Annotated in this window: 23 protein-coding genes; 15 read left to right on the top strand and 8 right to left on the bottom strand. The window is 73.7% G+C overall.

The window, feature by feature from the left end; all coding sequences use genetic code 11:
• The first annotated feature begins 173 nt into the window (after positions 1 to 173).
• A complete protein-coding gene (locus ADL08_RS19860; protein ID WP_053644799.1) occupies positions 174 to 773 on the top strand; it encodes a CBS domain-containing protein in 600 nt (199 codons plus the stop codon).
• Between the two features lie 102 nt (positions 774 to 875).
• On the opposite strand, the gene ADL08_RS19855 is transcribed toward ADL08_RS19860, so the two are convergent.
• A complete protein-coding gene (locus ADL08_RS19855; RefSeq protein ID WP_053644797.1) occupies positions 876 to 1,175 on the bottom strand; it encodes a DUF1876 domain-containing protein in 300 nt (99 codons plus the stop codon).
• Between the two features lie 252 nt (positions 1,176 to 1,427).
• Between ADL08_RS19855 and ADL08_RS19850 the strand changes: the two genes are divergently transcribed.
• From ADL08_RS19850 to ADL08_RS19830, 5 genes are all read left to right on the top strand, one after another.
• Entirely contained in the window at positions 1,428 to 2,123 is a 696-nt protein-coding gene (locus tag ADL08_RS19850; protein ID WP_053644795.1) for a type 1 glutamine amidotransferase domain-containing protein, read from the top strand.
• 36 nt (positions 2,124 to 2,159) lie between these two features.
• Positions 2,160 to 3,101, top strand: a complete 942-nt coding sequence (locus ADL08_RS19845; protein WP_053644793.1) for a LysR family transcriptional regulator — start codon at positions 2,160 to 2,162, stop codon at positions 3,099 to 3,101.
• Positions 3,102 to 3,143: 42 nt separating this feature from the next.
• A complete protein-coding gene (locus ADL08_RS19840; protein WP_053644792.1) occupies positions 3,144 to 3,506 on the top strand; it encodes a DUF952 domain-containing protein in 363 nt (120 codons plus the stop codon).
• A gap of 263 nt (positions 3,507 to 3,769) precedes the next feature.
• Complete coding sequence (gene katG / locus ADL08_RS19835; RefSeq protein WP_053644790.1) at positions 3,770 to 5,959, top strand: catalase/peroxidase HPI; 2,190 nt, start codon at positions 3,770 to 3,772, stop codon at positions 5,957 to 5,959.
• 205 nt (positions 5,960 to 6,164) lie between these two features.
• Entirely contained in the window at positions 6,165 to 6,605 is a 441-nt protein-coding gene (locus ADL08_RS19830; protein WP_053644788.1) for an ATP-binding protein, read from the top strand.
• Between the two features lie 95 nt (positions 6,606 to 6,700).
• Here ADL08_RS19830 and ADL08_RS19825 read toward each other — a convergent pair whose 3' ends face one another.
• From ADL08_RS19825 to ADL08_RS19805, 5 genes are all read right to left on the bottom strand, one after another.
• Positions 6,701 to 6,910, bottom strand: a complete 210-nt coding sequence (locus tag ADL08_RS19825) for a hypothetical protein (RefSeq protein ID WP_053644786.1) — start codon at positions 6,908 to 6,910, stop codon at positions 6,701 to 6,703.
• Between the two features lie 136 nt (positions 6,911 to 7,046).
• Complete coding sequence (locus ADL08_RS19820) at positions 7,047 to 8,222, bottom strand: spore photoproduct lyase family protein (RefSeq protein ID WP_053644809.1); 1,176 nt, start codon at positions 8,220 to 8,222, stop codon at positions 7,047 to 7,049.
• A 54-nt stretch (positions 8,223 to 8,276) separates the two neighbouring features.
• A complete protein-coding gene (locus ADL08_RS19815) occupies positions 8,277 to 8,765 on the bottom strand; it encodes an MSMEG_6728 family protein (protein WP_053644784.1) in 489 nt (162 codons plus the stop codon).
• 75 nt (positions 8,766 to 8,840) lie between these two features.
• Positions 8,841 to 9,290 (bottom strand): hypothetical protein, encoded by a 450-nt coding sequence (locus ADL08_RS19810; protein WP_053644782.1) that lies wholly within the window; start codon positions 9,288 to 9,290, stop codon positions 8,841 to 8,843.
• A 93-nt stretch (positions 9,291 to 9,383) separates the two neighbouring features.
• A complete protein-coding gene (locus ADL08_RS19805; RefSeq protein ID WP_053644780.1) occupies positions 9,384 to 10,271 on the bottom strand; it encodes an SDR family oxidoreductase in 888 nt (295 codons plus the stop codon).
• A 327-nt stretch (positions 10,272 to 10,598) separates the two neighbouring features.
• Between ADL08_RS19805 and ADL08_RS19800 the strand changes: the two genes are divergently transcribed.
• The 9 genes from ADL08_RS19800 to ADL08_RS19760 all read left to right on the top strand — a co-directional run bounded on the left by ADL08_RS19800 (position 10,599) and on the right by ADL08_RS19760 (position 20,011).
• On the top strand, positions 10,599 to 11,444 hold the full coding sequence (locus ADL08_RS19800) for an STAS domain-containing protein (RefSeq protein ID WP_053644778.1): 846 nt from the start codon (positions 10,599 to 10,601) through the stop codon (positions 11,442 to 11,444).
• The gene (locus tag ADL08_RS19795; protein ID WP_053644776.1) at positions 11,441 to 11,818 is read left to right on the top strand and encodes an STAS domain-containing protein; all 378 of its coding nucleotides are present in this window, start codon (positions 11,441 to 11,443) and stop codon (positions 11,816 to 11,818) included. The genes ADL08_RS19800 and ADL08_RS19795 overlap by 4 nt, the downstream gene beginning before the upstream one ends.
• Positions 11,815 to 12,237 carry an anti-sigma regulatory factor gene (locus ADL08_RS19790; RefSeq protein WP_053644774.1) on the top strand — a complete coding sequence of 141 codons (423 nt, stop codon included), beginning with the start codon at positions 11,815 to 11,817 and terminating at the stop codon, positions 12,235 to 12,237. Before ADL08_RS19795 ends, ADL08_RS19790 begins: the two co-directional genes overlap by 4 nt.
• Positions 12,234 to 13,289: an ATP-binding SpoIIE family protein phosphatase gene (locus ADL08_RS19785; RefSeq protein ID WP_107092040.1), complete on the top strand. Its 1,056-nt coding sequence runs from the start codon at positions 12,234 to 12,236 to the stop codon at positions 13,287 to 13,289. The genes ADL08_RS19790 and ADL08_RS19785 overlap by 4 nt, the downstream gene beginning before the upstream one ends.
• Entirely contained in the window at positions 13,286 to 15,118 is a 1,833-nt protein-coding gene (locus ADL08_RS19780) for an ATP-binding protein (RefSeq protein WP_053644772.1), read from the top strand. Before ADL08_RS19785 ends, ADL08_RS19780 begins: the two co-directional genes overlap by 4 nt.
• Positions 15,115 to 16,740: a SpoIIE family protein phosphatase gene (locus tag ADL08_RS19775; protein ID WP_420710541.1), complete on the top strand. Its 1,626-nt coding sequence runs from the start codon at positions 15,115 to 15,117 to the stop codon at positions 16,738 to 16,740. Before ADL08_RS19780 ends, ADL08_RS19775 begins: the two co-directional genes overlap by 4 nt.
• A 225-nt stretch (positions 16,741 to 16,965) precedes the next feature.
• Entirely contained in the window at positions 16,966 to 18,543 is a 1,578-nt protein-coding gene (locus ADL08_RS19770) for a PP2C family protein-serine/threonine phosphatase (protein WP_078968232.1), read from the top strand.
• Positions 18,540 to 19,619 carry a cobalamin B12-binding domain-containing protein gene (locus ADL08_RS19765; protein ID WP_053644768.1) on the top strand — a complete coding sequence of 360 codons (1,080 nt, stop codon included), beginning with the start codon at positions 18,540 to 18,542 and terminating at the stop codon, positions 19,617 to 19,619. Before ADL08_RS19770 ends, ADL08_RS19765 begins: the two co-directional genes overlap by 4 nt.
• Positions 19,616 to 20,011, top strand: a complete 396-nt coding sequence (locus ADL08_RS19760) for an STAS domain-containing protein (protein WP_078968231.1) — start codon at positions 19,616 to 19,618, stop codon at positions 20,009 to 20,011. The genes ADL08_RS19765 and ADL08_RS19760 overlap by 4 nt, the downstream gene beginning before the upstream one ends.
• Here the strand turns inward: ADL08_RS19760 and ADL08_RS19755 are convergent.
• Both ADL08_RS19755 and ADL08_RS19750 read right to left on the bottom strand, forming a co-directional pair.
• The gene (locus ADL08_RS19755) at positions 19,983 to 20,330 is read right to left on the bottom strand and encodes an STAS domain-containing protein (protein WP_234352196.1); all 348 of its coding nucleotides are present in this window, start codon (positions 20,328 to 20,330) and stop codon (positions 19,983 to 19,985) included. The two genes, ADL08_RS19760 and ADL08_RS19755, sit on opposite strands and share 29 nt — an antisense overlap.
• A 143-nt stretch (positions 20,331 to 20,473) precedes the next feature.
• Positions 20,474 to 22,081, bottom strand: a complete 1,608-nt coding sequence (locus ADL08_RS19750; protein WP_053644764.1) for a S8 family peptidase — start codon at positions 22,079 to 22,081, stop codon at positions 20,474 to 20,476.
• Positions 22,082 to 22,246 lie beyond the last annotated feature (165 nt).

Genomic DNA, 22,246 nt, shown 5'->3' with positions numbered 1-22,246 from the left:
GCTCCAGGGGGGGGGGTCCCACGGGGCCGGACCGCCCTTCGGGGGGGGGCCGGGCGTCCCGAAAGGCGTTCCCCCGGGCCCCCGCCGCCGTCCGTCCCTCCCACCCCCTCGTTCCGAGAAGGCCCCCGGTGCGGGATCATGGAATCCGGAACGCAGAAGGGACGGAACGGACGATGAGGCACCGCAGTGTCGCGGACCTGATGACGCCCACCGCGGTCGCGGTGCAGCGCGGGACGCCGTTCAAGGAGATCGCGCGGCTCCTCGACGAGTACGGCATCACCGCGGTCCCGGTGGTCGACGACGAGAACCGGCCGGTGGGCGTCGTCTCCGAGGCGGACCTGCTGCGGCGGCACACGGCGAAGGACGGGCCGAGCACGGCGGAGGCCATGATGACCAGCCCGGTCGTCACGGCCCGGCCGTCGTGGACGGCGGTCGAGGCGGCCCGGCGGATGGAGCGGCACCGGGTGAAGCGGCTGCCGGTCGTGGACGCGGAGGGGCGGCTGATCGGGGTGCTGAGCCGGAGCGACCTGCTCCAGCTGTTCCTGCGCAGGGACCGTTCCATCCAGGAGGAGATCCGCGAGGACGTGGTCGTCCGGATCCTGCGCCTCTCCCCCGCCGCCGTGCACATCGACGTCGACGAGGGCCGGGTGACGCTGAGCGGCACGCTGGAACGGCCGGGCATCGGCCCGATCCTGGTCCGTCTGTGCGAGACGGTGGACGGGGTCGTGGAGGTCGTGGACAGGCTGACGCACGAGGAGGGCGGCGGGGCCTGAGGGGGGTGTCGGTCGCCGCTCCGGGGCGGCCTCCGTCCTGCGGCGGCCCCCGTTCCGGGCAGCCACCGCCCCGGGCGGCCCCGTTCCGGGCGGCCCCGTCCGTCAGGTGACCGCCTCCGGCCAGCCGTACCCGGGGCCGGTGTGCCGGGGCACGGTCCCGGCGCCCGCCGCCTCCATCTCGCGGTTGGCCTCCCGCATCAGCTTGCCCGCCAGGTCCTTCATCGCCCGGCTCGCGGCGAGTTCGTCGCCGATCGCCGGCACGTCCGTGTCCGTCGGGTTGCAGTGGGCGGAGCCGTGGCCCGTGAGCGTCGAGTTCCCGGTGCTCAGCCGGGCCTCGGCCCGGGTCGTACCGCCGTCCTCGACCAGCTCCAGACCGACCTTCCACTCCAGAGTGCGGGTCATGGTGTGCCTCCTCGCACCGTCGGCCGCGCGAAAACGGCGCACGGCCCCTTCCGATGCCTCCAGGATCCCACCGGCGGGGGGCACCGGCGCGCGGGGACGGCCCGCGTTCCCGGGGCTTCGTTCCCGGCGTGCCATCGGAGTTCCTATGGCACCCATGGGTTTCCCCATTGGTGGCCCTTCGGGCGCCGGTCTACGGTCGGAGACGTCCCCGCTTCCCCTTACTCCCCACCCCTCACTCCTACGGAGACTCCCGTGTCCAAGATCCTCTTCGTGATGACCGGCGCCGACCACTGGACCCTCGCCGACGGCACCAAGCACCCCACCGGCTTCTGGGCGGAGGAGGTCGTCGCCCCCTACGAGGCGTTCAAGGAGGCCGGTCACGAGGTCGTCGTCGCCACCCCCGGCGGCGTCGTTCCCACCGTCGACGGGGGCAGCCTGGCGCCCGAGTACAACGGCGGACAGGAGGGCGCCGAGAAGACCGCCGCCGCGCTCGCCTCGATCGACGGGATCAAGCACCCGATCGGCCTGGACGACGTGGACCTCGACGCGTACGACGCCGTCTTCTACCCCGGCGGCCACGGCCCCATGGAGGACCTCGCCGTCGACGCCGTCTCCGGCCGGCTGCTCGTCGAGGCCCTCGACTCCGGCAAGCCCGTCGCCGTCGTCTGCCACGGGCCCGCCGCGCTCCTCGCCGCCACCCGCCCCGACGGCACGAACGCCTTCGCCGGGTACGAGGCCGCCGCCTTCACCAACGCCGAGGAGGCACAGGGCGGGCTCGCCGACAAGGCGAAGTGGCTCCTGGAGACCCGGCTGACCGAGGCCGGCGTGAACGTCCTGACGGGCGAGCCGTGGGCACCGAAGGTCGTCGTGGACCGGAACCTGCTCACCGGCCAGAACCCCGCCTCCTCCGCCCCGCTCGCGGCCGAGGTCGTCGCGCGCCTCGCCTGACCGCACCCTCCACGGGGGCGCGGATAGCCTTGCCGCATGAGGCACGGGGATTCCGATGGCGGCGCCGGTGCGGTACGGCCGGGCACGCCGGACCTGAACCTGCTGCGCACGTTCCTGGCGGTCTACCGCTCCGGCTCGTTCACCGCCGCCGCCGGACTCCTGGGCCTCTCGCAGCCCACGGTGACCGACCGGATCCGCGCCCTGGAGCGGCACACGGGCCGCGAGCTCTTCGAACGGCTGCCGCGCGGCGTCGCCCCGACCGCCGTGGCCGACGACCTCGCGGCCCGGGTCGCGGCCCCGCTCGACGCGCTCGTCGCCGCGACCGGGCACGGGACGGCGCCCCACGAGCGGGCCGCGCCCGTCCATCTGGCGGGCCCCGCCGAGCTGCTCTGCGCCCGCGTCCTGCCCGCCCTGGCCCCGCTGGTGGACGACGGCGTACGGCTGCGGATCACGCCGGGCCTGACCGAGCCGCTCCTCGACGAGCTGCGGGCGGGCCGGCACGACCTGGTGATCGCCACCTTCCGGCCGCGCGGGCGGTCCCTGGTCTCCGTACCCCTGATGGACGAGGAGTTCGTCCTGGTCGCCGCGCCCGCGCGGGCCGGGCGGACGAAGGCGCGGCTGGCCGCGGAGGGTCCGGCGGCCCTGCGGACGGTGCCCCTCGTCGCCTATGCCGAGGACCTGCCCATCGCCCGCCGCTACTGGCGTCACGTGTTCGGCACGCGGCTGTCCCGCCCGGCCGACGTCACCGTCCCCGATCTGCGGGGCGTCCTCGCGGCGGTGGCCGCCGGGGCGGGTTTCGGCGTGCTGCCACGCTACCTCTGCGCACCCGAACTGGCCTCCGGGGCGCTCGTGCTCCTCCACGAGCCGGAGGACCCGCCCATCAACACCGGCTACCTCGTACAGCGCCCCGGCCGGGCCGAGGACCCCGACGTCACGCGCGTGCGCGACCGGCTGATCGGGGCGGGGCGCTCGTGGTGAGCCCGGGGCGGCCCTCCCCGCCCCGGGCGGTATAACCGGAGCATGATCTACCACGTCGTACCCCTCGGTGAATGGTCCGCCCGGCCGGAGCGGCCGTATGCGCCCGCGTCCCTCGCCGAGGAGGGTTTCGTCCACTGCGCGCCCGACGAGGCGACCGCGCTCGCCGTCGTCAACGCCTTCTACCGCTCCTCCCCCAGGCCCCTGCTGGCGCTCGTCCTCGACGAGGCCCGGCTGTCCGCCGGGACGGAGTGGGAGGCGGCCGTTCCCGCCCCGCCGCCGGGCGTCCCGGACGGGACCCTCTTCCCGCACGTGCGCGGACCGCTCGACCGCGACGCCGTCGAACGGATCCTGGAGGTCACCTGGGACGGGGACGGCCGGGCCACGGGGATGACGTCGCGGGAATGACGTCGTCAGGATGACGTCGTGGGAACGGCAGGGGACGTTCCCACCCCCGGCGGGCGCTTCCGGTGTGATGACGTGTAAAGCGCGAGTGCCCTGCGTGTTCCCTCAGCCGTGCGTCCGTGGTGCGCGAGCATACGGACGCCGACACAAGCTCCCCCACCCCGTGGGTCCGGTCGGGCGATTCCGGCCGGCGGGCGCCACGGCGCGTGACGGGCGCGGGTCGCAGTGCTCGACGCAAGAACACCGACACAGGAAGAAGGACGGACGTGTCCGGCAGCGAAAGCGAGAACCCGGCAATCCCCGCCCCCACCCCGGCGCCGACCCGGCCCCGGACGAACCGGGACTGGTGGCCCAATCAACTGGACCTCCAGGTCCTCCACCAGCACTCGCCCCTCTCCAACCCGCTGGGGGAGGACTTCGACTACGCGGCGGAGTTCGCGACCCTGGACCTCGACGCCCTCAAGCGGGACGTCTTCGAGGTGATGACGGCCTCGCAGGACTGGTGGCCCGCCGACTACGGCCACTACGGGCCGCTCTTCATCCGGATGAGCTGGCACGCCGCGGGGACGTACCGCATCGCCGACGGCCGGGGCGGCGGCGGCTCCGGCGCCCAGCGCTTCGCGCCCCTCAACAGCTGGCCGGACAACGCGAGCCTCGACAAGGCGCGCCGGCTGCTCTGGCCGGTCAAGCAGAAGTACGGCCGGAAGATCTCCTGGGCCGACCTCCTCGTCTTCGCCGGCAACTGCGCCATGGAGTCCATGGGGTTCGAGACGTTCGGATTCGGCTTCGGCCGGGAGGACATCTGGGAGCCGGAGGAGATCTTCTGGGGACCGGAGGACACCTGGCTCGGGGACGAGCGCTACAGCGGCGACCGGGAACTCACCGGTCCTTTCGGCTCCGTGCAGATGGGCCTGATCTACGTCAATCCCGAGGGCCCCGAAGGAAATCCGGACCCGCTGGCCTCGGCCCGTGACATCCGGGAGACGTTCGGCCGCATGGCGATGAACGACGAGGAGACGGCGGCGCTCATCATCGGCGGCCACACGTTCGGCAAGTGCCACGGCGCGGTCGACCCCTCGTACATCGGCCCGGAGCCCGAGGCCGCCCCCTTCGAGCAGCAGGCCCTCGGCTGGCGGAACACGTACGGCACCGGCAAGGGCGCCGACGCGCTCACCAGCGGCCTGGAGGGCGCCTGGACCTCCCGGCCGACGAAGTGGGACAACGGCTACCTGGACAACCTGTACGGGTACGAGTGGGAGCTGACGACGAGCCCGGCCGGCGCGAAGCAGTGGACGCCCACGGACCCGTCGGCGAAGGACACCGTGCCCGACGCCCACGACGCGTCGAAGAAGCACGCCCCGATGATGCTGACGACGGACCTCGCGCTGAAGGTGGACCCGGTCTACGGGCCGATCACGAAGCGCTTCCACGAGAACCCGGACCAGCTCGCGGAGGCGTTCGCCAAGGCCTGGTACAAGCTGCTGCACCGTGACATGGGCCCCCTCTCCCGCTACCTGGGGCCCTGGGTCCCCGAGCCGCAGCTGTGGCAGGACCCCGTCCCCGAGGTGGACCACGAGCTGGTGTCGGACGAGGACGTCGCCTCCCTGAAGCACCGGATCCTCGACTCGGGCCTGTCCCTCCCCCAGTTGGTCACCACCGCGTGGGTGTCGGCGGCGAGCTTCCGCGGCACGGACAAGCGCGGCGGGGCCAACGGCGCGCGGATCCGGCTCGCGCCGCAGAAGGACTGGGAGGTCAACGCCCTGCCCGAGGTGACCGGGACCCTGGAGGCCCTGGAGCGGATCCGGCAGGACTTCGACGGCGCGCAGAGCGGGGGCAGGCGGATCTCGCTCGCCGACCTGATCGTCCTGGGCGGGTGCGCGGCCGTCGAGCAGGCCGCGCGGAACGCCGGGCACGACGTCACGGTCCCGTTCGCGCCGGGGCGCACGGACGCCTCGCAGGAGCAGACGGACGTGGAGACGTTCGACGTGCTCGAACCCGAGGCGGACGGCTTCCGCAACTACCTCCGGGCGGGCGAGAAGCTGTCGCCGGAGACCCACCTCCTCGACCGCGCCAACCTGTTGACGCTGACCGCCCCCGAGACGACGGCGCTCGTCGGCGGCATGCGGGTCCTGGACACCGGCTTCGCCGGGTCCCCCCACGGCCGCTTCACCCACCGTCCCGAGGCGCTGACCACCGACTTCTTCGTCAACCTGCTCGACATGGGCACGGAGTGGAAGACGTCGGCCACGGAGGAGAACGTCTTCGAGGGCCGCGACCGCGTCTCGGGCGAGCTCAAGTGGACCGCCACCCCCGTCGACCTCGTCTTCGGCGCGCACTCCCAGCTCCGCGCCCTCGCGGAGGTGTACGCCTCCGAGGACGCGGGCGAGAAGTTCGTGCACGACTTCGTGAAGGCGTGGGACAAGGTGATGAACCTCGACCGGTTCGACCTCGCCTGACCCCGGCCCGGTCCCGCCGCCCCGCCCGGCCCCGTACCGGCGGCCCGGTCCCGTACCGGCCCGTACCGGCCGCCGGGGGCCGGGACGGGGGCGGGGCGGGGCGGCCGGGTGGAGACCGTGGGGGTCCTCCGTGTCTGCCGGGACGATTGCCGGGTATCCGGGTCCCGTACGGACGACGTGGAAGGCCCTCGAAGGAGTGAAGAGCGTGACGGTCAAGGCGATGGGGTGGGCGCACTCGTTTCCCGTGTCCGGGGGCGTACGGGCCGGACGGCAGTGGACGCGGAGGCACCTCGCCTCCCTGCCGTGGACCGAGCGGGAGCCCGAGACGGTGGACTCCGTGGTCCTGGCCGTCTCCGAGCTGCTCACCAACGCCCACGTCCACGCGCACAGCGACGCACAGCTCGTGCTCACCTGGGACGGCGACTGCCTCCACATCAGCGTCCACGACGACGACCCGGCGCTGCCCCGTCCCCGCCAGGCGAGCGAGGGCGCGGTCTCGGGGCGGGGCGTGAACATCGTGCGGGCCCTCGCCGACGAGTGGAGCATGCGCTGCCAGCGGCACGGCAAGACGGTGACGGCGTGCTTCCGCCCGGTCCTCGACCCGGACGCCGACGACGCCCCGGCCGCCGGCGACGGCGCTCGCTAGGCGTTCGGCGGGAGCGGCCGGCGGGAGATCGGCGAGGGAGCAGAAGGGGATCGGGCGGGCCGCGTGCGAGAAGCGGCCCGCCCGATCCCCTTCCGTCAGGGCTTGTTGGCGAGGGCCCCGAGGTACTGGTTCGTCTGCTCCAGCCGCGCCTCCACACTGCCCGTACGCTCGGACACGGCCCTCAGTTCGTCGCGGACCGCCAGCAGGGCCAGGACCACCGCCCTCGCGGCCGGGTCGGACACGTCCTCCAGGGCCGCCCGGGCCTCGTCTGCCACCGGAGCGGGTCGGGGTGCCTGCGTCGTCATGGCTGCGCCTCCTGTCCGGCCGTCCATCGGCCGTTCTCGTACGTGTGCCCCGAAACACTCCGTCCGCTCCTCTCCGGCGGCGGGTGTCGGCGCGGTGGGCCGGTGGGAGGCCGGCGCCGCGGAGCGCCCGTCGCGGTCAGAAGGCGTACCGCACCCGCAGCCACGGGGCACGCGCGTCGATCAACCGGCGCAGCGACTCGACGGCGGACGCCTTGGTCCCCGTGCGGTAGCGCACGTTCCGGGCGCCGCTCTCGGACCGTTTGGGCTGCTGGAGGTCCGGCCGCCACAGGACCTCCTCGGCGCGGGGGTGCCAGCCGAGGTTGACCTCGTGCAGCTCCTGGTTGTGCGTGAGCATGATGACCTCCGCCGCGGCCTGGTCCTTCACGCTCCGGGGGAGCACGTCGTCCATGGCGCGGAGCAGCTCGTCCCACCCCTGCTCCCAGCCCGGGCGGATCACCACCGGGGAGAGGTTGAAGTGCACCTCGTACCCGGCCTCCAGGAAGTCGGCCGCCGCCGCGAGGCGGTCGGGGACCGGGCTCGTCCGGATGTCGAGGAGCCTGGAGTCGTCCGGCGGCATCACGGAGAAGCGGATCCGCGTGCGGCCCCGCGGGTCGAGCCGCAGCAGGTCGGGGTTGACGAACTTGGTGGCGAAGGACGCCTTGGCGGTGGGCCACCGGCGGAAGGCCCGGACCAGATCGGCGGTGTTGTCGCTGATCAGGTCGTCGACCGAGCAGTCGCCGTTCTCGCCGACGTCGTAGACCCAGGCCCGGTCGTCGCACTGGTTGGGTTCCCGTTTGGGTCCGCCGGCGGCGATGTGCCGGCCCAGGGCGGCGAGGACGCGGTCCACGTTGGTGAAGACGGTGACCGGGTTGGCGAAGCCCTTGCGGCGCGGGACGTAGCAGTACGCGCAGGCCATGGCGCAGCCGTTGGAGAGGCCGGGGGCGATCCAGTCGGCGGAACGGCCGTTGGGCCGGATGCCGAAGGACTTCCGCTCCCCGAGGATCAGGGTGTCGCGCTTGGTCCTCACCCAGCGCTCCACGTTCCCGGCGTTGCCGTGCAGGTGCGGGACGCGCCAGTGGGAGTCCGTCTCCACGAGCCGGGCGCCCGGGAACCGCGCGATGACCTGCCGCCCCCGCCAGGAGGCCGCGGCGGCGGGCTCGGCGTGGATCTCCGCCACGTCGAGCAGCCTGCGCGCCTCCGCTCCGTCGCGGAACGAGCGGCCGTCCGCGTCCTCCGCGGGGGCGCCCATGACCTCGCTCACGTCGAACAGGCCCTCGGCCCCGTCCTGCGGTCCTCCGGAACGCCGTCGCATGGTCACCCAGTCTACGGATCGGGACGGACGGACGTGCCGGGTCGCGTGGCGGGGTCAGGATCGGGAAGGGCCCGGTCCGCCGTCCCGGTCGGACGACGGCCAGACGTAGGGGAGGTCGTCGGGCACTCCCGGGAAGAGGTCGCGGTAGACCTCCGGGGCCTTGCGCACCAGCGCGGACCGGTGGCTGCGGTGGAACGCGGGGTCGCCGAGCCAGGGCGGCAGCTCGCCTGCCGCCGCGAGCTCCTCCTGTCCCCTCACCTCTCCCCCGGGGCTCAGGGCCAGGTAGTCGCGCGTCAGCGTGGCGGCGCAGGTGTCGGAGCGCCCCGCGGCCGTCCAGACGCCGCAGACGTCCAGGCCGTAGCGCACCAGGGCCTCCTCGTAACCGGCCCACATCCGCACCGCGGGGTGCCGGCGCCAGCCGTATCCGGGCACGGTGAGCCCCCGGAGGACCTGGAGGGCCTCGACGCGCTGCTTCCCCAGCCGCCTCGGGTCAAGCACGGCGGCCGAATCGAGGAATCCGGCATGGGGGAGGAATGTCTGCATGGGGCAGCCCTACCCGTTCTCCGGTCCGGCGCCTCCCCGCCGGCGGGGCGGAAGGGGCGCCGGGGCGCGCCGGCCCTAGCGCGGTCCCTCGGGCGTGGCGGTGTGGTCCCGGTGCCCGTGCGTGCGGCGCCGCTCCTTCATCTCGGCCTCGTAGAGGTGGCCGCGGCCCTCGGCGAGGGCGGAGACGGCGTCGCGTTCGAGCTTCCTGAACGGCTCGTGGTACGTCTCGTCGTACGCCTCGACGATCTGGTACGTCCAGTGGCCCGGGATGACGTTGCGGCCCAGGATCTCCCGCTCGACGAGGTCGGCCCACTTCTCGTGGCCGGCCCGCCTCAGCAGCGCCACCGCCTTGTCCAGCTCCAGGTCGGCGGTGCCGGTGAGCTGGTGGAAGGAGTACAGGTGGCCGCGGGCCCGCTCGGTGGTCTCCAGGGCCTTGGAGAGGGAGCCCAGCGCCTCCACCGTGAGGTCGCTGACGTTCTCGGGCCGTACGCGGCGCCGGCCCCGGTGGTCTTCCTCGTGGTTCATGCCCGTCTCTGTGCCCCCGGTCCGGCGGAAGTACACCCGGCCGGACCAGCGGTGGTCCGGCCGGGGCAACGTGCCGGGCGGCGGGGGCGCGGATCAGCGGCCGCCGTGGTCCGCGCCGTCCCGGGCGGCCAGGCCGCCGGGTCCGAGCAGGCCCGTGGGGTGCAGGGCGCCCCTCTCCTCCAGACGGGGCAGGGTCCGTGCCGAGGACCAGGCGACGAGCAGGGGGAGGACGGGGCGGACGGGCTGTACGAGGCGCAGCCACGGAGGCGCGTAGACGGTGGGGGCCCGGCGGCGGACCGCCTCGGCCAGCCATGACGCCACCTTCTCCACGGGGTAGACCTTGCGCGCGGGGCGCGGCATGTGGGCGCGCAGCTCCCGCAGGACGTCATGGGCGTCCACGTCCCGCACCATGTCGGTGTCCGTCCAGTGCAGGTAGGCGACGCCGACGCCGACGCCCCGGTGGGCGCACTCCGCGCGCAGCGACTGGGCGAACGACTCGGCCCCCGCCTTCGACGCGCAGTAGGCGCTCATCATGGGGGCCGATCCGAAGGCCGCCGTCGAGGCGACCTGGAGGAAGTAGCCCCGTGAGGCCAGCAGGCCGGGCAGGAACACCCTGGCCGTGGTCGCGCTGCCCATGAGGTTGACCTGGACGACGCGGTTCCACGTCCTCGGGTCGGACCCGGCGAACGGGCCGCCCTCGGCGACGCCGGCGTTGGCGATCACGACGGAGGGCTCCCCCAGGTCGCGCGTCACCCGGCGGGCCGTCCGCTCCATCAGGTCGTCGTCCGTCACGTCGACCTCGTAGCACCGGCTTCCCGGGGGCAGCTCCCGCGCCACCCTCTCCAGGGTCTCGCTCTCCCGGCCGAGCAGGGCGACGCGCATGCCCCGGCCGGCCAGCTCCCTGGCGAGACCGGCTCCCAGGCCGCGCGCCGCGCCCGTCACGACCGCCGTCCGTCCCCGCAGGGGGTTGTCGCGGGACATGGTCCTCCAAGCGGTGCACCGGGTCCTCCCGGCTCTCCTCCCCCGCCGGTCGCGGGGACGCCTCCATGGCACCACCGGGTCCGGCGGGCCGCCGTTCCGGCTGCGCCGATTGCCGCATCGGCCCGCGCGGCCCCGGAAATGCCGCGGGAATGCCCGTACAGGTGTGGGAACGGGGATCGGGGGCAGATGATGCCCGGGGTGCGGGCCTGCGGCCCCCGGGGCGGTACGGGGGGCGGGAGGCGCGTGGTCGGCGGCGCCGGCCGGTGACGTATCGTCGGGACGGACTTCGGACGGCAGGACGACCAGGACAAGGTGAGGGGAAAACGCATGGACAACGAGGACTCGAAGCGGTTGCTGGAACTACTGACCACCCGGCGGTCCGAACTGGTGGCGCAGTGGGAGCAGACCGTCGGAGCTTCGTTGCGCGGACGCGTGAGCAGCGCGGAACTCGGCCGGGAACTGGGCGAGCTCTACGACGCGGTCACCGAGGCGGTCGCCCAGGGCGGCCTGGCGGGCCGGGGCGACCGGTTCGCCGTCGTGCGCAGCCTTCTCGTCGAGCTGTCGCGCACCCGGGCCCGGCAGGGGTTCACCCCGACCGAGACCGCCGTGAGCGTCTTCTCGCTCAAGGAGGTCCTGGAGCCCTTCCTCGGCGGATCCGTCGAGGACGTGCGCGCCTACCTGCAGTTCTCCCGGCTCCTCGACGACCTCGGCCTGTTCACGGTGGAGGAGTACGCGCGGACCCGCGAGGAGATCATCTCCGCGCAGTCCCAGGAGCTGCTCGAACTGTCCACCCCCGTGGTCAAGCTGTGGGACGGGGTGGTGGGCGTGCCGCTCGTCGGGACGCTCGACTCCGCGCGCACCCAGGTGGTCATGGAGAAGCTGCTCCAGGCGCTCGTGGACTCCAACTCCGCGCACGCGATCATCGACATCACCGGCGTGCCGGCCGTCGACACCCAGGTCGCGCAGCACCTCTTCAAGACCGTGGTCGCCGCGCGGATGATGGGCGCGGAGTGCACCATCTCCGGCATCCGTCCCCAGATCGCGCAGACCATCGTCGCCCTGGGCATCGAGTTCGGCGACATCCCCACGAAGGCGACCCTGGCCGACGCCCTGCGCCACGCGCTGGTGGAGATCGACAAGGCCGCCGCGGCCCGTCCGGCGGGTCTGCTGTGAGCGACCGCGTGCCGGTCCTGAAGATCGGCGACATCCTCCTGGTCTCGATCCAGGTGGACCTGGAGGACCAGATGGTGCTCGACCTCCAGGACGACCTCTCCCAGCAGATCGTCGCGACCGGCGCCCGGGGCGTGGTCATCGACATCTCGGCGCTCGAGATCGTCGACTCGTTCGTCGGACGCATGCTGGCCACCACGGCCGGCATCTCCCGCGTCCTCGGCGCGGAGACGGTCGTCGTCGGCATGCGCCCGGCCGTCGCCATGACGCTGGTGGAGCTCGGCCTCTCGCTGGGCGGCGTCCGCACGGCGCTCAACCTCGAACTCGGACTGGGCTACCTGCGCCGGGCACAGGACACCCTTCCGGCGCGCCCGTGAAGGAGTATCCGGCCGACGAGGCCTCCCGCGAGGAAGTGTCGATCTTCTCCAGCGGCGACGTCGTCAAGGCCCGTCAGACGGTGCGCGTCCTCGCCCAGCGGGCCGGCCTGTCCCTGGTCAACCAGACCAAGCTGGTCACGGCCGCCAGTGAGCTGGGCCGCAACACCCTCATCTACGGAGGGGGCGGCACGGCGCACGCCGTCATCGTCCGCGACGTCGCGCGCGTCGGCGTCCGGGTGAGCTTCTCGGACACCGGTCCCGGCATCCCGGACATCGAACAGGCCCTGACCGACGGCTGGACGTCGGGCAACGGCATGGGCCTGGGCCTCAGCGGCGCGCGGCGCCTGGTCGACGAGTTCGAGCTGGACTCGGCGCCGGGCGCCGGAACCACGGTGACGGTGCTCAAGTGGGCGCGGTGAACCCGGTGTCCGGTGACGAGGTCGAGGCCGAGGACGTCGTGTGGCTGCGCCTGGACGTCGCCATCGCCACGGCCGCCCGGCGGGAGGCGGCGCGGCTGGCCCGGCGCGTCGGCATGGCTCCGGTCCGCGTGGCGGAGATCGAGCTCGCCGTGACCGAGGCGGCCACCAATCTGCAGAAGCACGCCCGGGACGGCGCCCTGGCCCTGCGGGTGATCACCCTCCGGGACCGGGCCGCCCTCGAACTCATCTCCCTGGACAGCGGCCCGGGCATGGCCGACGTGGGCGGCGCGCTCACGGACGGCGTGTCCGGCAGCGGCACCCTGGGCGTGGGCATGGGCGCGATCGCCCGGTTCGCCGACGTCTTCGACGTCCACTCCCTGCCCGGCCGCGGTACGGCCCTGCTCGCGCGGTTCTGGACGGGGGACGGCCCCGGTCCGCTCCCCGGGGCCGACGAGCCCGAGGTCGCCGGTCTGACCCGCCCGATCAGCGGCGAGGAGGTCTGCGGGGACACCTGGGCCGCGCGCACCGAGCACGGCCCCGACGGCGAGCGGGCGGTCACGGTGATGATGTGCGACGGACTGGGGCACGGCCCGCTGGCGGCGCTCGCCGGCGAACGCGCCCGGGCCGCCTTCCGGGCCGGCTCCCACCGGAGCCCCCAGGACATCGTCCGGGCCCTCCACACGGAGCTGAGGGGCAGCCGGGGCGCGGCGATCACGGTCGCCCGGGCCGACTTCTCCCGGGGGACCGTCGAGCACTGCGGGGTCGGCAACGTCAGCGCGTTCGTCGTCAACGGCGACAAGCGCAACACCCTCCTCTCCCTTCCCGGGATCGTCGGTCATCAGATGCCCGCGCCCCGGCTCTTCCGGACCGCCCTGGATCCCGACGCGGTCCTCGTCCTGCACTCGGACGGCCTCAGCGACCGCTGGTCGCCGGCCGACTTCCCCGGCCTGTTCACCCGGCGGCCGGCCGTCGTCGCGGCCCAGCTCCTCGGGCAGGCCGGGGTGCGCCGTGACGACGCGGGCATCGTCGTCGTCCGGGCGGCCCGGCGGTGAGTCGGTCGCACGCCGACGGTCTCTGCGTCCTTCCGCTGGCCGTCGAACGAGACGGGTTTGAACTGCGCAGGCGTGGACAGTTGGTGTGCCGGGCCCTGGGCCTCGAAGGCCACGAGCTGGTGCGCGTGGTGACGGTACTGAGTGAGGTGGGACGTGACCTCCTGGGAGCCCCGGGGCTTCGCGTGGACCTGGACGTGGCGAGCCCCCTCCGGGAACCCGAGCTCTTCCGTGCCCGCTTCACCTGGAGCGGGCCCCGCGTCCCCGGCCGTGACGCGCTCGACGCCGCCGGCCGCCTCCTGGACCACTGCCGGTACGACGTGACGCCCGAGAAACACACGCTGACGGTCGGCCAGCGGCTGCCCGCCTCCGAGGGGCGTCCCGGGCAGCGGGCGGAACGCGCCCGCGCGGCGCTCCGCGACTCGGGCGACCTCAGCATGGGCGAGGAGCTGCGGATCCAGAACCGGCAGCTCCTCCAGGCGCTCGAGGAGTCGAGGGCCCAGCAGGAGGAGCTGCAGCGGCTGAACGCCGAGCTGGAGGAGACCAACCAGGGGGTGGTCGCCCTCTACAGCGAACTGTCCGCGGAGCTGGAGGAGACGAACACGGGCGTGGTGGCCCTCTACGCCGAGCTGGAGGACAAGACCAGGCAGCTGCGTCTGGCGAGCGAGGCCAAGACCCGGTTCTGGGCCAACGTGAGCCACGAGCTGCGGGCCCCGGTCAACTCGGTCATCGCCCTCGCCCGCCTCCTGCTCGCGTCCGGCGCCGACCCGCTGACCGAGGAACAGCGCCAGCAGATGTCCCTCATCGCCGGCTCCGGCAGCACGCTCCTCGCCCTGGTCGAGGAGCTCCTGGACGTGGCGAAGGCAGAGTCGGGGCGCCTGGAGCCCCATCTGGTCCGCACCGACCTGCGGACCCTGCTGCACCAGCTGCGCGGGACGCTCCGCGGGATGGCCCGCGACGGGGTGCGCCTCGACATCCCCGACGTGCGGGACGTGCCGGAACTCGTCACCGACGAGGTCATGCTCACGCGCATCCTGCGCAACGTGCTGTCCAACGGCCTGAAGTTCACCACGGCCGGCGAGGTCCGCCTCACGGTCGGGACCGAGGACCGGGCCGGACGTCCCTGGTTCGTCTTCACCACCACCGACACGGGCATCGGGATCCCCCCGGACCAGCAGGACCGCGTCTTCGAGGAGTTCTACCAGGTGCTGGGCACCCACCAGCGGGGCCAGCCGGGCACCGGCCTGGGCCTGCCCTACGCCCGCAGACTGGCCGGCCTGCTCGGCGGCGTCCTCACGCTGACCAGCGAACCGGACGCCGGGACCACCGTGCGGGTCGAGATCCCGGCCTGCCCCGACCTCGCCTCCCCGGACGCGCCGCCGCCCGGAGCCGCAGACGGCGCCCGGACGGGTTCGCTGGTCGTCGTGGACGACGACACGACGTTCATCGAACTGCTCCGGCCGGTGCTGGGCCGGGTCGCGCGGAAGGTGACGGAGGTGTCGGTCAGTTCGCGGGCCCTCGACGTCATCCGCGCGGAGCGGCCCGACGCCGTCCTGATCGACCTGGCGATGCCGGCCCCCGACGGCTACGTTCTCCTCCAGGTCCTGGCCCGCGACCCGGAGACCGCGCACATTCCGGTCGTGGTCCTGACCTCGACCGACCCGAGCGACGTGGACCGCTCCCGGCTCACCCACGCGCGGGCCGTCCTGGGCAAGACGCACCTGACGCCCGAACGCATCGCCCTGGCCCTGGCCCTCACCCCGGCCGGGCCCGACCGCATCCCTCCGGCGGAGGCCGGCGAGCAGCACACGTCCGGAGAGACCACGCCGTGATCCCAGGCCAGACCCCGTCCGACCATTCGCCCGCGCGCATCCTGATCGTGGACGACAACCCGACCAACCGCTACGTCCTGAGGACCACGCTGTCCCGCGCGGGCCACACCGTCGTGGAGGCGGAGGACGGCACCGGGGCGCTCGCGCTGCTCAAGGACGCCGACGCCCTGCCGGAGGTGGCCGTCGTCGACGTGCGGCTGCCCGACATGACCGGCTTCGAGGTCTGCGAGCGCATCAAGGCGGATCCCGCGACGGCGGCGCTCCCCGTCCTCCACGTCTCGGCGTCCGCCATCACCGTCGACGACCGCACCCAGGGGCTCAACCGCGGGGCGGACGCCTACCTCACGGAGCCCATCGCCCCGGACGAGCTCCTCGCCACCGTCACGGCCACCCTGCGCTACGCGCGGGCGCGCCGCCGGGCCGAGCGCCTCGCGGACCGCCTGTTGCACCTGAACGAGGCGACCCTGCTCCTCTACAGCGCGGACAGCGCCGCCGGGGTCGCCCGGGCGGCCGCCAGGGGCGCGGCCATCGTCCTGGGGGCGCCCGCCGTGGCGGCGATCATCTCCCCGCACGGGGAGCCCGCCTCGGCGGCCGGTACCGCCACGAGCGGGGAGGCCGCCCCCGACACCGTCGCCGACGTGCGGCTCGACGCCCGCGACCTGCGTCCGTACCACGAGTTCGGGGACCGCACCGGGACGCGGCTGCTCACGGTCCACGCGCGCGAGTGGCCCGGGCTCCCGCACGGCATCGCGCCCCACGGCAGGCTCACCGTGGCCGTGGCGCGCGCCAAGCCCGGCCGGCAGCCGGTGTGCCTGGCGGTCCCCGCGGAGGCGGTCTCGACGCCCGACGACGAGCAGCTCCTGGCCCAGCTGGCCCAGGCGTGCGCCCTCGCCCTGGAGGCCCTGCGGAGCTACACCGAGGAGCACGACCTGGCGCTGACCCTCCAGCGGAGCTTCCTGCCCGAGACGCTGCCCGACTCGCACCTCGCCGACCTCGCGGTGCGCTACCTGCCCGCCAGTGACCACGCGGAGATCGGCGGCGACTTCTACGAGGCCCTTCCCACCCGGGGAGGCCTCCTGCTCGCCGTCGGCGACGTCGCCGGGCACTCCCTCGACGCGGCGATGCTCATGGGGCAGATCCGTCACGCCCTGCGCGCCTACGCCATCGAGGGGCATCCGCCCCACGACATCCTCGGGCGCCTCGACCACCTGCTGGCGGCCGTCGGGGCGCGGCTGACCCTCACCCTGTGCATCGTCTTCATCGACGAGGCCACCGGTCTCCTGCACATCGCGAACGCCGGCCATCTGCCGCCGCTGCTGCGCACTCCCGACGGGCGCGTCCGCTCGGTCGACGAACACGGGCCGCTCCTGGGCATAGGCCTTCCCCACCCGGTGGGCACCGCGGTGGAGGCACCGCCCGGTTCGGTCCTCGTCATGACCACCGACGGACTGATCGAACGCCGGCACGAGCATCTGGGGCTCTCCCTCGAACGCCTCGAATCCGCCCTCGAAGGCCTTCCGGCGGACGTGGAGGGGATCTGCGACGGCCTCCTGGAGGCGTTCCCTCCCAACGGGGAGGACGACATCGCGCTCATGGCGGTACGTTTGACCGGCTGTGGGTGATCCCACACATTGTGTGGCTTGTATGTGCATGTGCCCGACGGGTTGCGATCCCGGGGACGACTACGAGACGGTTGCCCCAGGACAACTGTCGTCCATAGCAGGAAGGTGGTGAGGCGCGCGTCACGCGTGCCTCCGTTTGTGTCTGCTTCCCGCAGTTCCCCCGCCCGTTCGCCCGGCACCGGCCTCCAGCTCGGTGCGACGTGGATCGAGGCCCCTTACCCCGTAATGGTCGTGGACCGGCACGGCGGTCTCGTGCGGATCAACGGGGCCGCGCAGCTCCTCCTGCCCGGCGCCACGAGCGGCGGCTGGCTGCACGACCTGGTGCCGTCCTGGCTGGCGGACGCCCACCGGCGCATCTGCGACGGCCTGTCGGACACGAGGACCGGCCCGCTGACCGGACGCATCCGCGACCGCCTCGTCGAGGCGCACCCCACCACGGGCGACGACGGCGACGTGGTGTGGTGGCTGGTCGACGAGACCGACCGGCGTTTCGCCGAAACGGCCCTGGCCGACGTGCAGACGCGCTCCGAGGTCCTCGCCGAGGTCTCCGGTTCCCTGCTGTCCACGCTGAACGTGCGGCGCTGTATGGAGGTGGCCTCCTCGATGGCCGCGGAGCACCTGGCCGAGGCCGCCGTCCTGGTGGCGCCGCCCCAGGGACGGCGCCACTCGCTGACCTTCGCCCACCGGGGCGGTCCCGTCACGCAGTCCGTCCGGCAGGTCGACGTCTCCGCCGTGCCCGGACTGGCCGAGGCCCTGCAGGGCTTCCCGCCGGTGCCGGCGCGCTGGATCGACCCCGCCGACCTCCCCGACTGGGTGATCCCCGAAGGCTTCACCGCACCGGTCGGTTCCGTCATCGTCACCCCCCTCCCCGGCCACGGGGTGCCCGCCGGGGCGCTCATCCTGCTGCGCTCCGGCACCGAACGGGCCTTCAGCGAGAACGAGGAGGTCTTCGCGCGCCTGTTCGCGGCGCGCGCCGGGGCCGCCCTGTCCGCCGCCCGCCTCTACACCGAGCAGGCCGCCATCACCGCCACGCTGATGAACGAGCTGCTGCCGCCGGTGCTGCGCCACGTCCACGGGGTCGAGTACGCCGGCGGCTACCGAGCCTCGAAGGACCACGAACGGATCGGCGGGGACTTCTACGACGTCCACCCGAGCGCCGACCCCTCCGGGGAGACCCTCGTCGTCCTGGGCGACGTCGCGGGCAAGGGCCTGGAAGCGGCGGTCCTGACCGGCAAGATCCGCAACACGCTGCACGCCCTGCTCCCCCTGGCCGACGACCACCAGCGGGTCCTGAACCTGCTCAACGGCGCACTGCTCTCCTCGCACCACACCCGCTTCGCCACGCTCGTCCTCGTCTCCGTGCGCAACCGGGAGGGCCGGACGCTGCTGCGGCTGACCGGTGCCGGGCACCTGCCCCCGCTCCTCGCCCGCGCCGACGGCACGGTGGAGGAGGTCGCCACCCGCGGCACCCTGGTCGGCGCCCTGCCGACCGTCGAGGCCCGCACCGTGGAGACCGTGCTCGCCCCCGGGGAGACGTGCCTGCTCTACACCGACGGCATCGTCGAAGCGCGGGGCGGTCCCCTCGGGGACGAGTTCCTGGGCACGGAGCGCCTGAAGAGGGCGCTGGCCGAATGCGCGGGCATGCAGGCGGAAGCGGTCGTGGAGCGGATACGGATGCTGGCCGCCCAGTGGCTCCACGAAGGCCGGCACGACGACATGGCCGTCGTGGCGATCACGGCCCCCAGGGCCTCGGCACTCACCACGGGCGACGGATACGGCCGGTACGGCGGGAGGAACACGTGAGACAGGCCACCGCGACGGACACGGTGGTGGAACGGCTGTGGACGGCGGCGGTGGAGGGTGACGAACCCGCCGCGGCCTCCGTCGTGCACGAGGCCCTCGCCACGGGCGTGCCGGAGGAGGTCCTGCTCCTCGACGTGCTCGCGCCGGTCCAGGCGAAGGTCGGCGTCGAATGGGCCGCCGACCGCATCACCGTGGCGCAGGAGCACGCCGTCACCGCCATCAACGAGCGGATCGTCGCCTCCCTGGCGCACCGCCGCGCCGGCGGCCGCGCCGCGCCCCACCGGGGCCGCGTCACGGTCGGCTGCGTCGACGGCGAGTGGCACGCCTTTCCCGCCCGCCTCGTCGCAGAGGTGCTCTCCCTGCACGGCTGGCGGGTCGACTACCTCGGGGCGCAGACCCCGACCCCGCACCTGGTGGCCCATCTGCACCGGAGCGATCCCGACGCCGTCCTGCTGTCCGGGTCGATCCCGACCCATCTGCCGGCCGCCCACGCCGCCATCACCGCCTGCCAGGCCGTGGGCGTCCCGGTCCTGGCGGGCGGCCGCGCCTTCGGGCCCGGCGGCCGGTACGCGCGCACGCTGCGCGCCGACCGGTGGGCCGCCGACGCGCGCGGCGCGCTCGCGGTCCTGGACCAGGGCGTGCCCCGTCCCGGCGCGTCGGCCGGCCGGCACGCGGTGGACGACCTGCCGCACCTGGCCGACCAGGAGTACACGATGGTCGTCCGCTCCCGGTCCCGGCTGGTCAAGCAGGCCCTGGTCGACCTGGAGGACCGGTTTCCCCCGATGCGGGCCTACAGCGACCTCCAGCGCGAGCGCACGGCTGAGGACATCGCGCACATCGTCGACTTCCTGGCCACCGCGCTCTACGTGGACGACCCCGAGCTGTTCACCACGTTCCTCGTCTGGACCGCCGACATCCTCCGGGCCCGTCGTGTGCCCACCCGTTCCCTCACGGCCGGTCTGGACGTCCTGTCCGGCCAGTTGCACGACTTCCCCCGCGCGGTGCACGCGATCGAACGGGGCACGAAGGCCCTGGGCGAGCACGCCGCCCGTACCGTGCCCGGCCCCCGCTCATGAACGACTTCCCCCCCACCGAGTTCACCCTCGGCGTCGTCCGCGAGCCCGGCTCGCTGCGCGTGCGCGTGAACGGGGACCTCGACTACGACACCTGCGGCGAGCTGGTCGACGCGGTCACCGAGAACCTGAGGGACGGCGGGGAGCCGCCGCGGGGCGTGCGCCTCGACTTCGGCGGCCTGACGCACATCGACTCCTCGGGCCTGTCCGCCCTGCTGCTCGTCCACCGGCGGTCCAGTGCCCTCGGCGCCACCCTCTACCTGGACAACCGTCCGGACTTCCTGGAGCGCATGCTGCACATCACCAACGTCCTGGACCACCTCACCGGCCCGGCGGCCGGGAGGGAGCCCGACGGGGACGCGGACCTCAGCTGGCCGGAGAGGGGCCCGTACTGACGATCCGGAAGTGTTCGAGGGTTCCGCTGATGTCCAGGACCCGTCGCACCGCGGAGTGCAGGGGGCCGATCAGCACCAGTTCGCGCCCGTCCGCCACGTGGCGGCGCCGGATGTCGAGCAGCGCGTTGAGGAGCATGCTGTCGGCGAACGTGACCCGGGAGAGGTCCACCGCCGTCATCGGGGAGGCCTGCTCGTCGGCCGCCGCCCAAGCGGCTTCGACCTCCTCCACGTCGTCATGATCCATCTCGCCGCGCATCGTGATGACGAAGACCTGCTCGTGCCGGGTGAGGTGCACTTTTCCCTGGGGGGCCGCATACATGGCGCCATCCTCACATCGGCGGACACCACCGCGCCAGCCGCCCCCGGAGACACCGCCCGGCCGCCGCGGGCGCGGTGGCGCACGGACCGCGCCCCCGGAGCGGCTCTGCTCCGGGGGCGCGGGCGCGGAACGGGTGGCGCGGATCAGAACTGGAGCGACCAGGCGTTGACGTAGCCGGTGTCGTTGACCCAGTTGTCGGTGACGCGGAGCTTCCAGGTGCCGTTGGCGGCCTTGCCGGAGGCGTCGACCGTGAACGTGCCCTGGACGTGGTCGGCACTGTCGGAGGAGTTGTGGTTCTTCAGTACGAACGCGCCGCCGTCGGGGGCGACCAGCTCGACCTTCAGGTCGCCGCGGAAGGTGTGGCGGATGTCGACGGTGACGGCCAGGTTCGCGGGGGCGTTGCCGGTGACGCCCGTGACGGTGACCGGGGACTCCACGGTGGCGTTGTCGCGGATCTGGACGTCGTCGGTGTTCTCGAACCTGCTGCCGGTGGGCGGCGGGGTGGTGCTGCCGGTGCCGGTGTACAGGAGCTTGTTCGGGGAGCCGGTGCGGGGGTCGGTGACCTTGCCGGAGGTGGCGTCGGCGACCAGCTTGTCGCGGACCTGGGCCGGGGTCCAGGTCGGGTTGGCGGCGAGCAGCAGGGCGGCCGCGCCGGCGACGTGCGGGGCGGCCATGGAGGTGCCGCTCATCGACTGGGAGGCGGTGTCGCCGGAGTTGGAGGTGGAGACGATGCTGTCGCCGGGGGCGAAGACGTCCAGGCAGGAGCCGTAGTTGGAGCCCTGGCCGTTGCTCCAGCCGGTGGCGCGGGCGTCCCGGCTGTTGGTGGCGCCGACCGTGACGGCGGACGGGGTGGAGGACGGGGAGTAGGAACACGAGTCGGCGTTGTTGTTGCCGGCCGCCACGACCCAGGTGACGCCGGAGGCGATGGAGGCCGCCACCGCGTCGTTCACCGACTGGGTCTTGCCGCCGCCGATGCTCATGTTGGCCACGGCCGGCTTCGCCGCGTTCTTGGTGACCCAGTCGATGCCCGCGAGGACCGGGGCCCAGGTGTCACCCGAGGTGCCCTGGCAGTTCAGGACCCGGACGCCGATCAGCTTGACGCCCTTGGCGACGCCGTACGCGCCGCCGCCGACGGTGCCGGCGACGTGGGTGCCGTGGCCCTGGCAGTCGGAGGCGTTGGAGTCGTTGTCGATGAAGTCGTAGCCGCTGACCGCGCGGCCGCCGAAGTCGCGGTGGCTCATGCGGATGCCGGTGTCCACGATGTACGCGTTCACGCCGGAGGCGGTGGTGCCGTAGGTGTAGCTCTTGTCGACCGGCAGGTCGCGCTGGTCGACGCGGTCCAGGCCCCAGGAGGGCGGGTTGGGCTGGGTGTCGACGGCGTACGCCACCGCGTCGGCCTCCACCCGGGCCACCGACGGGTCGGCGGCCAGCTCCTCGGCCTCGCTCTCGGTCATCCGCACCGCGAAGCCGCGCAGGGCGGCGGTGTAGGTGTAGCGCAGGCTGCCGGCGTGCCGCTCGGTCAGCGCCTTCGCGGAGGCGGGCACGTCGGCGCGGGCGACCGAGTCCCTGAAGGTGACGATGTAGGAGCCTTCGACCGCGCCGGGGCGGTCCGCGCCGACGACGCGGCCCTCTCCGCCGCCCGGCGGTACGGGGGCGGCCGTGGCCCCGGCGGTCGAGGCGGCCCCGGCGAGCAGGGCGGCACTGGCGCCGACGGCGAGCAGGCGCCGGAGGGCGCGAGCGTCGAACTCCATGGTTTCTCCCTTGAGAGCTGTCCGGGCCCGGCTCGGGCCCGGAGGGCGGCACCCGTCACCCCGGTGGGCTCCGGACACGCTCCTTCGGTGGTGGGGAGGCGCGTGTCCGGAGGACGGCCGCCGGCCCGCCGGGACGCGATCCTGTTGGGATCATGACAATCGCCC

It is taken from the genome of Streptomyces sp. NRRL F-6492 (genome assembly GCF_001280125.1).
Taxonomy (GTDB): domain Bacteria; phylum Actinomycetota; class Actinomycetes; order Streptomycetales; family Streptomycetaceae; genus Streptomyces.
Note: the sequence above shows the minus strand (reverse complement) of the source record. Positions and strands in the feature narration are given on the sequence as shown.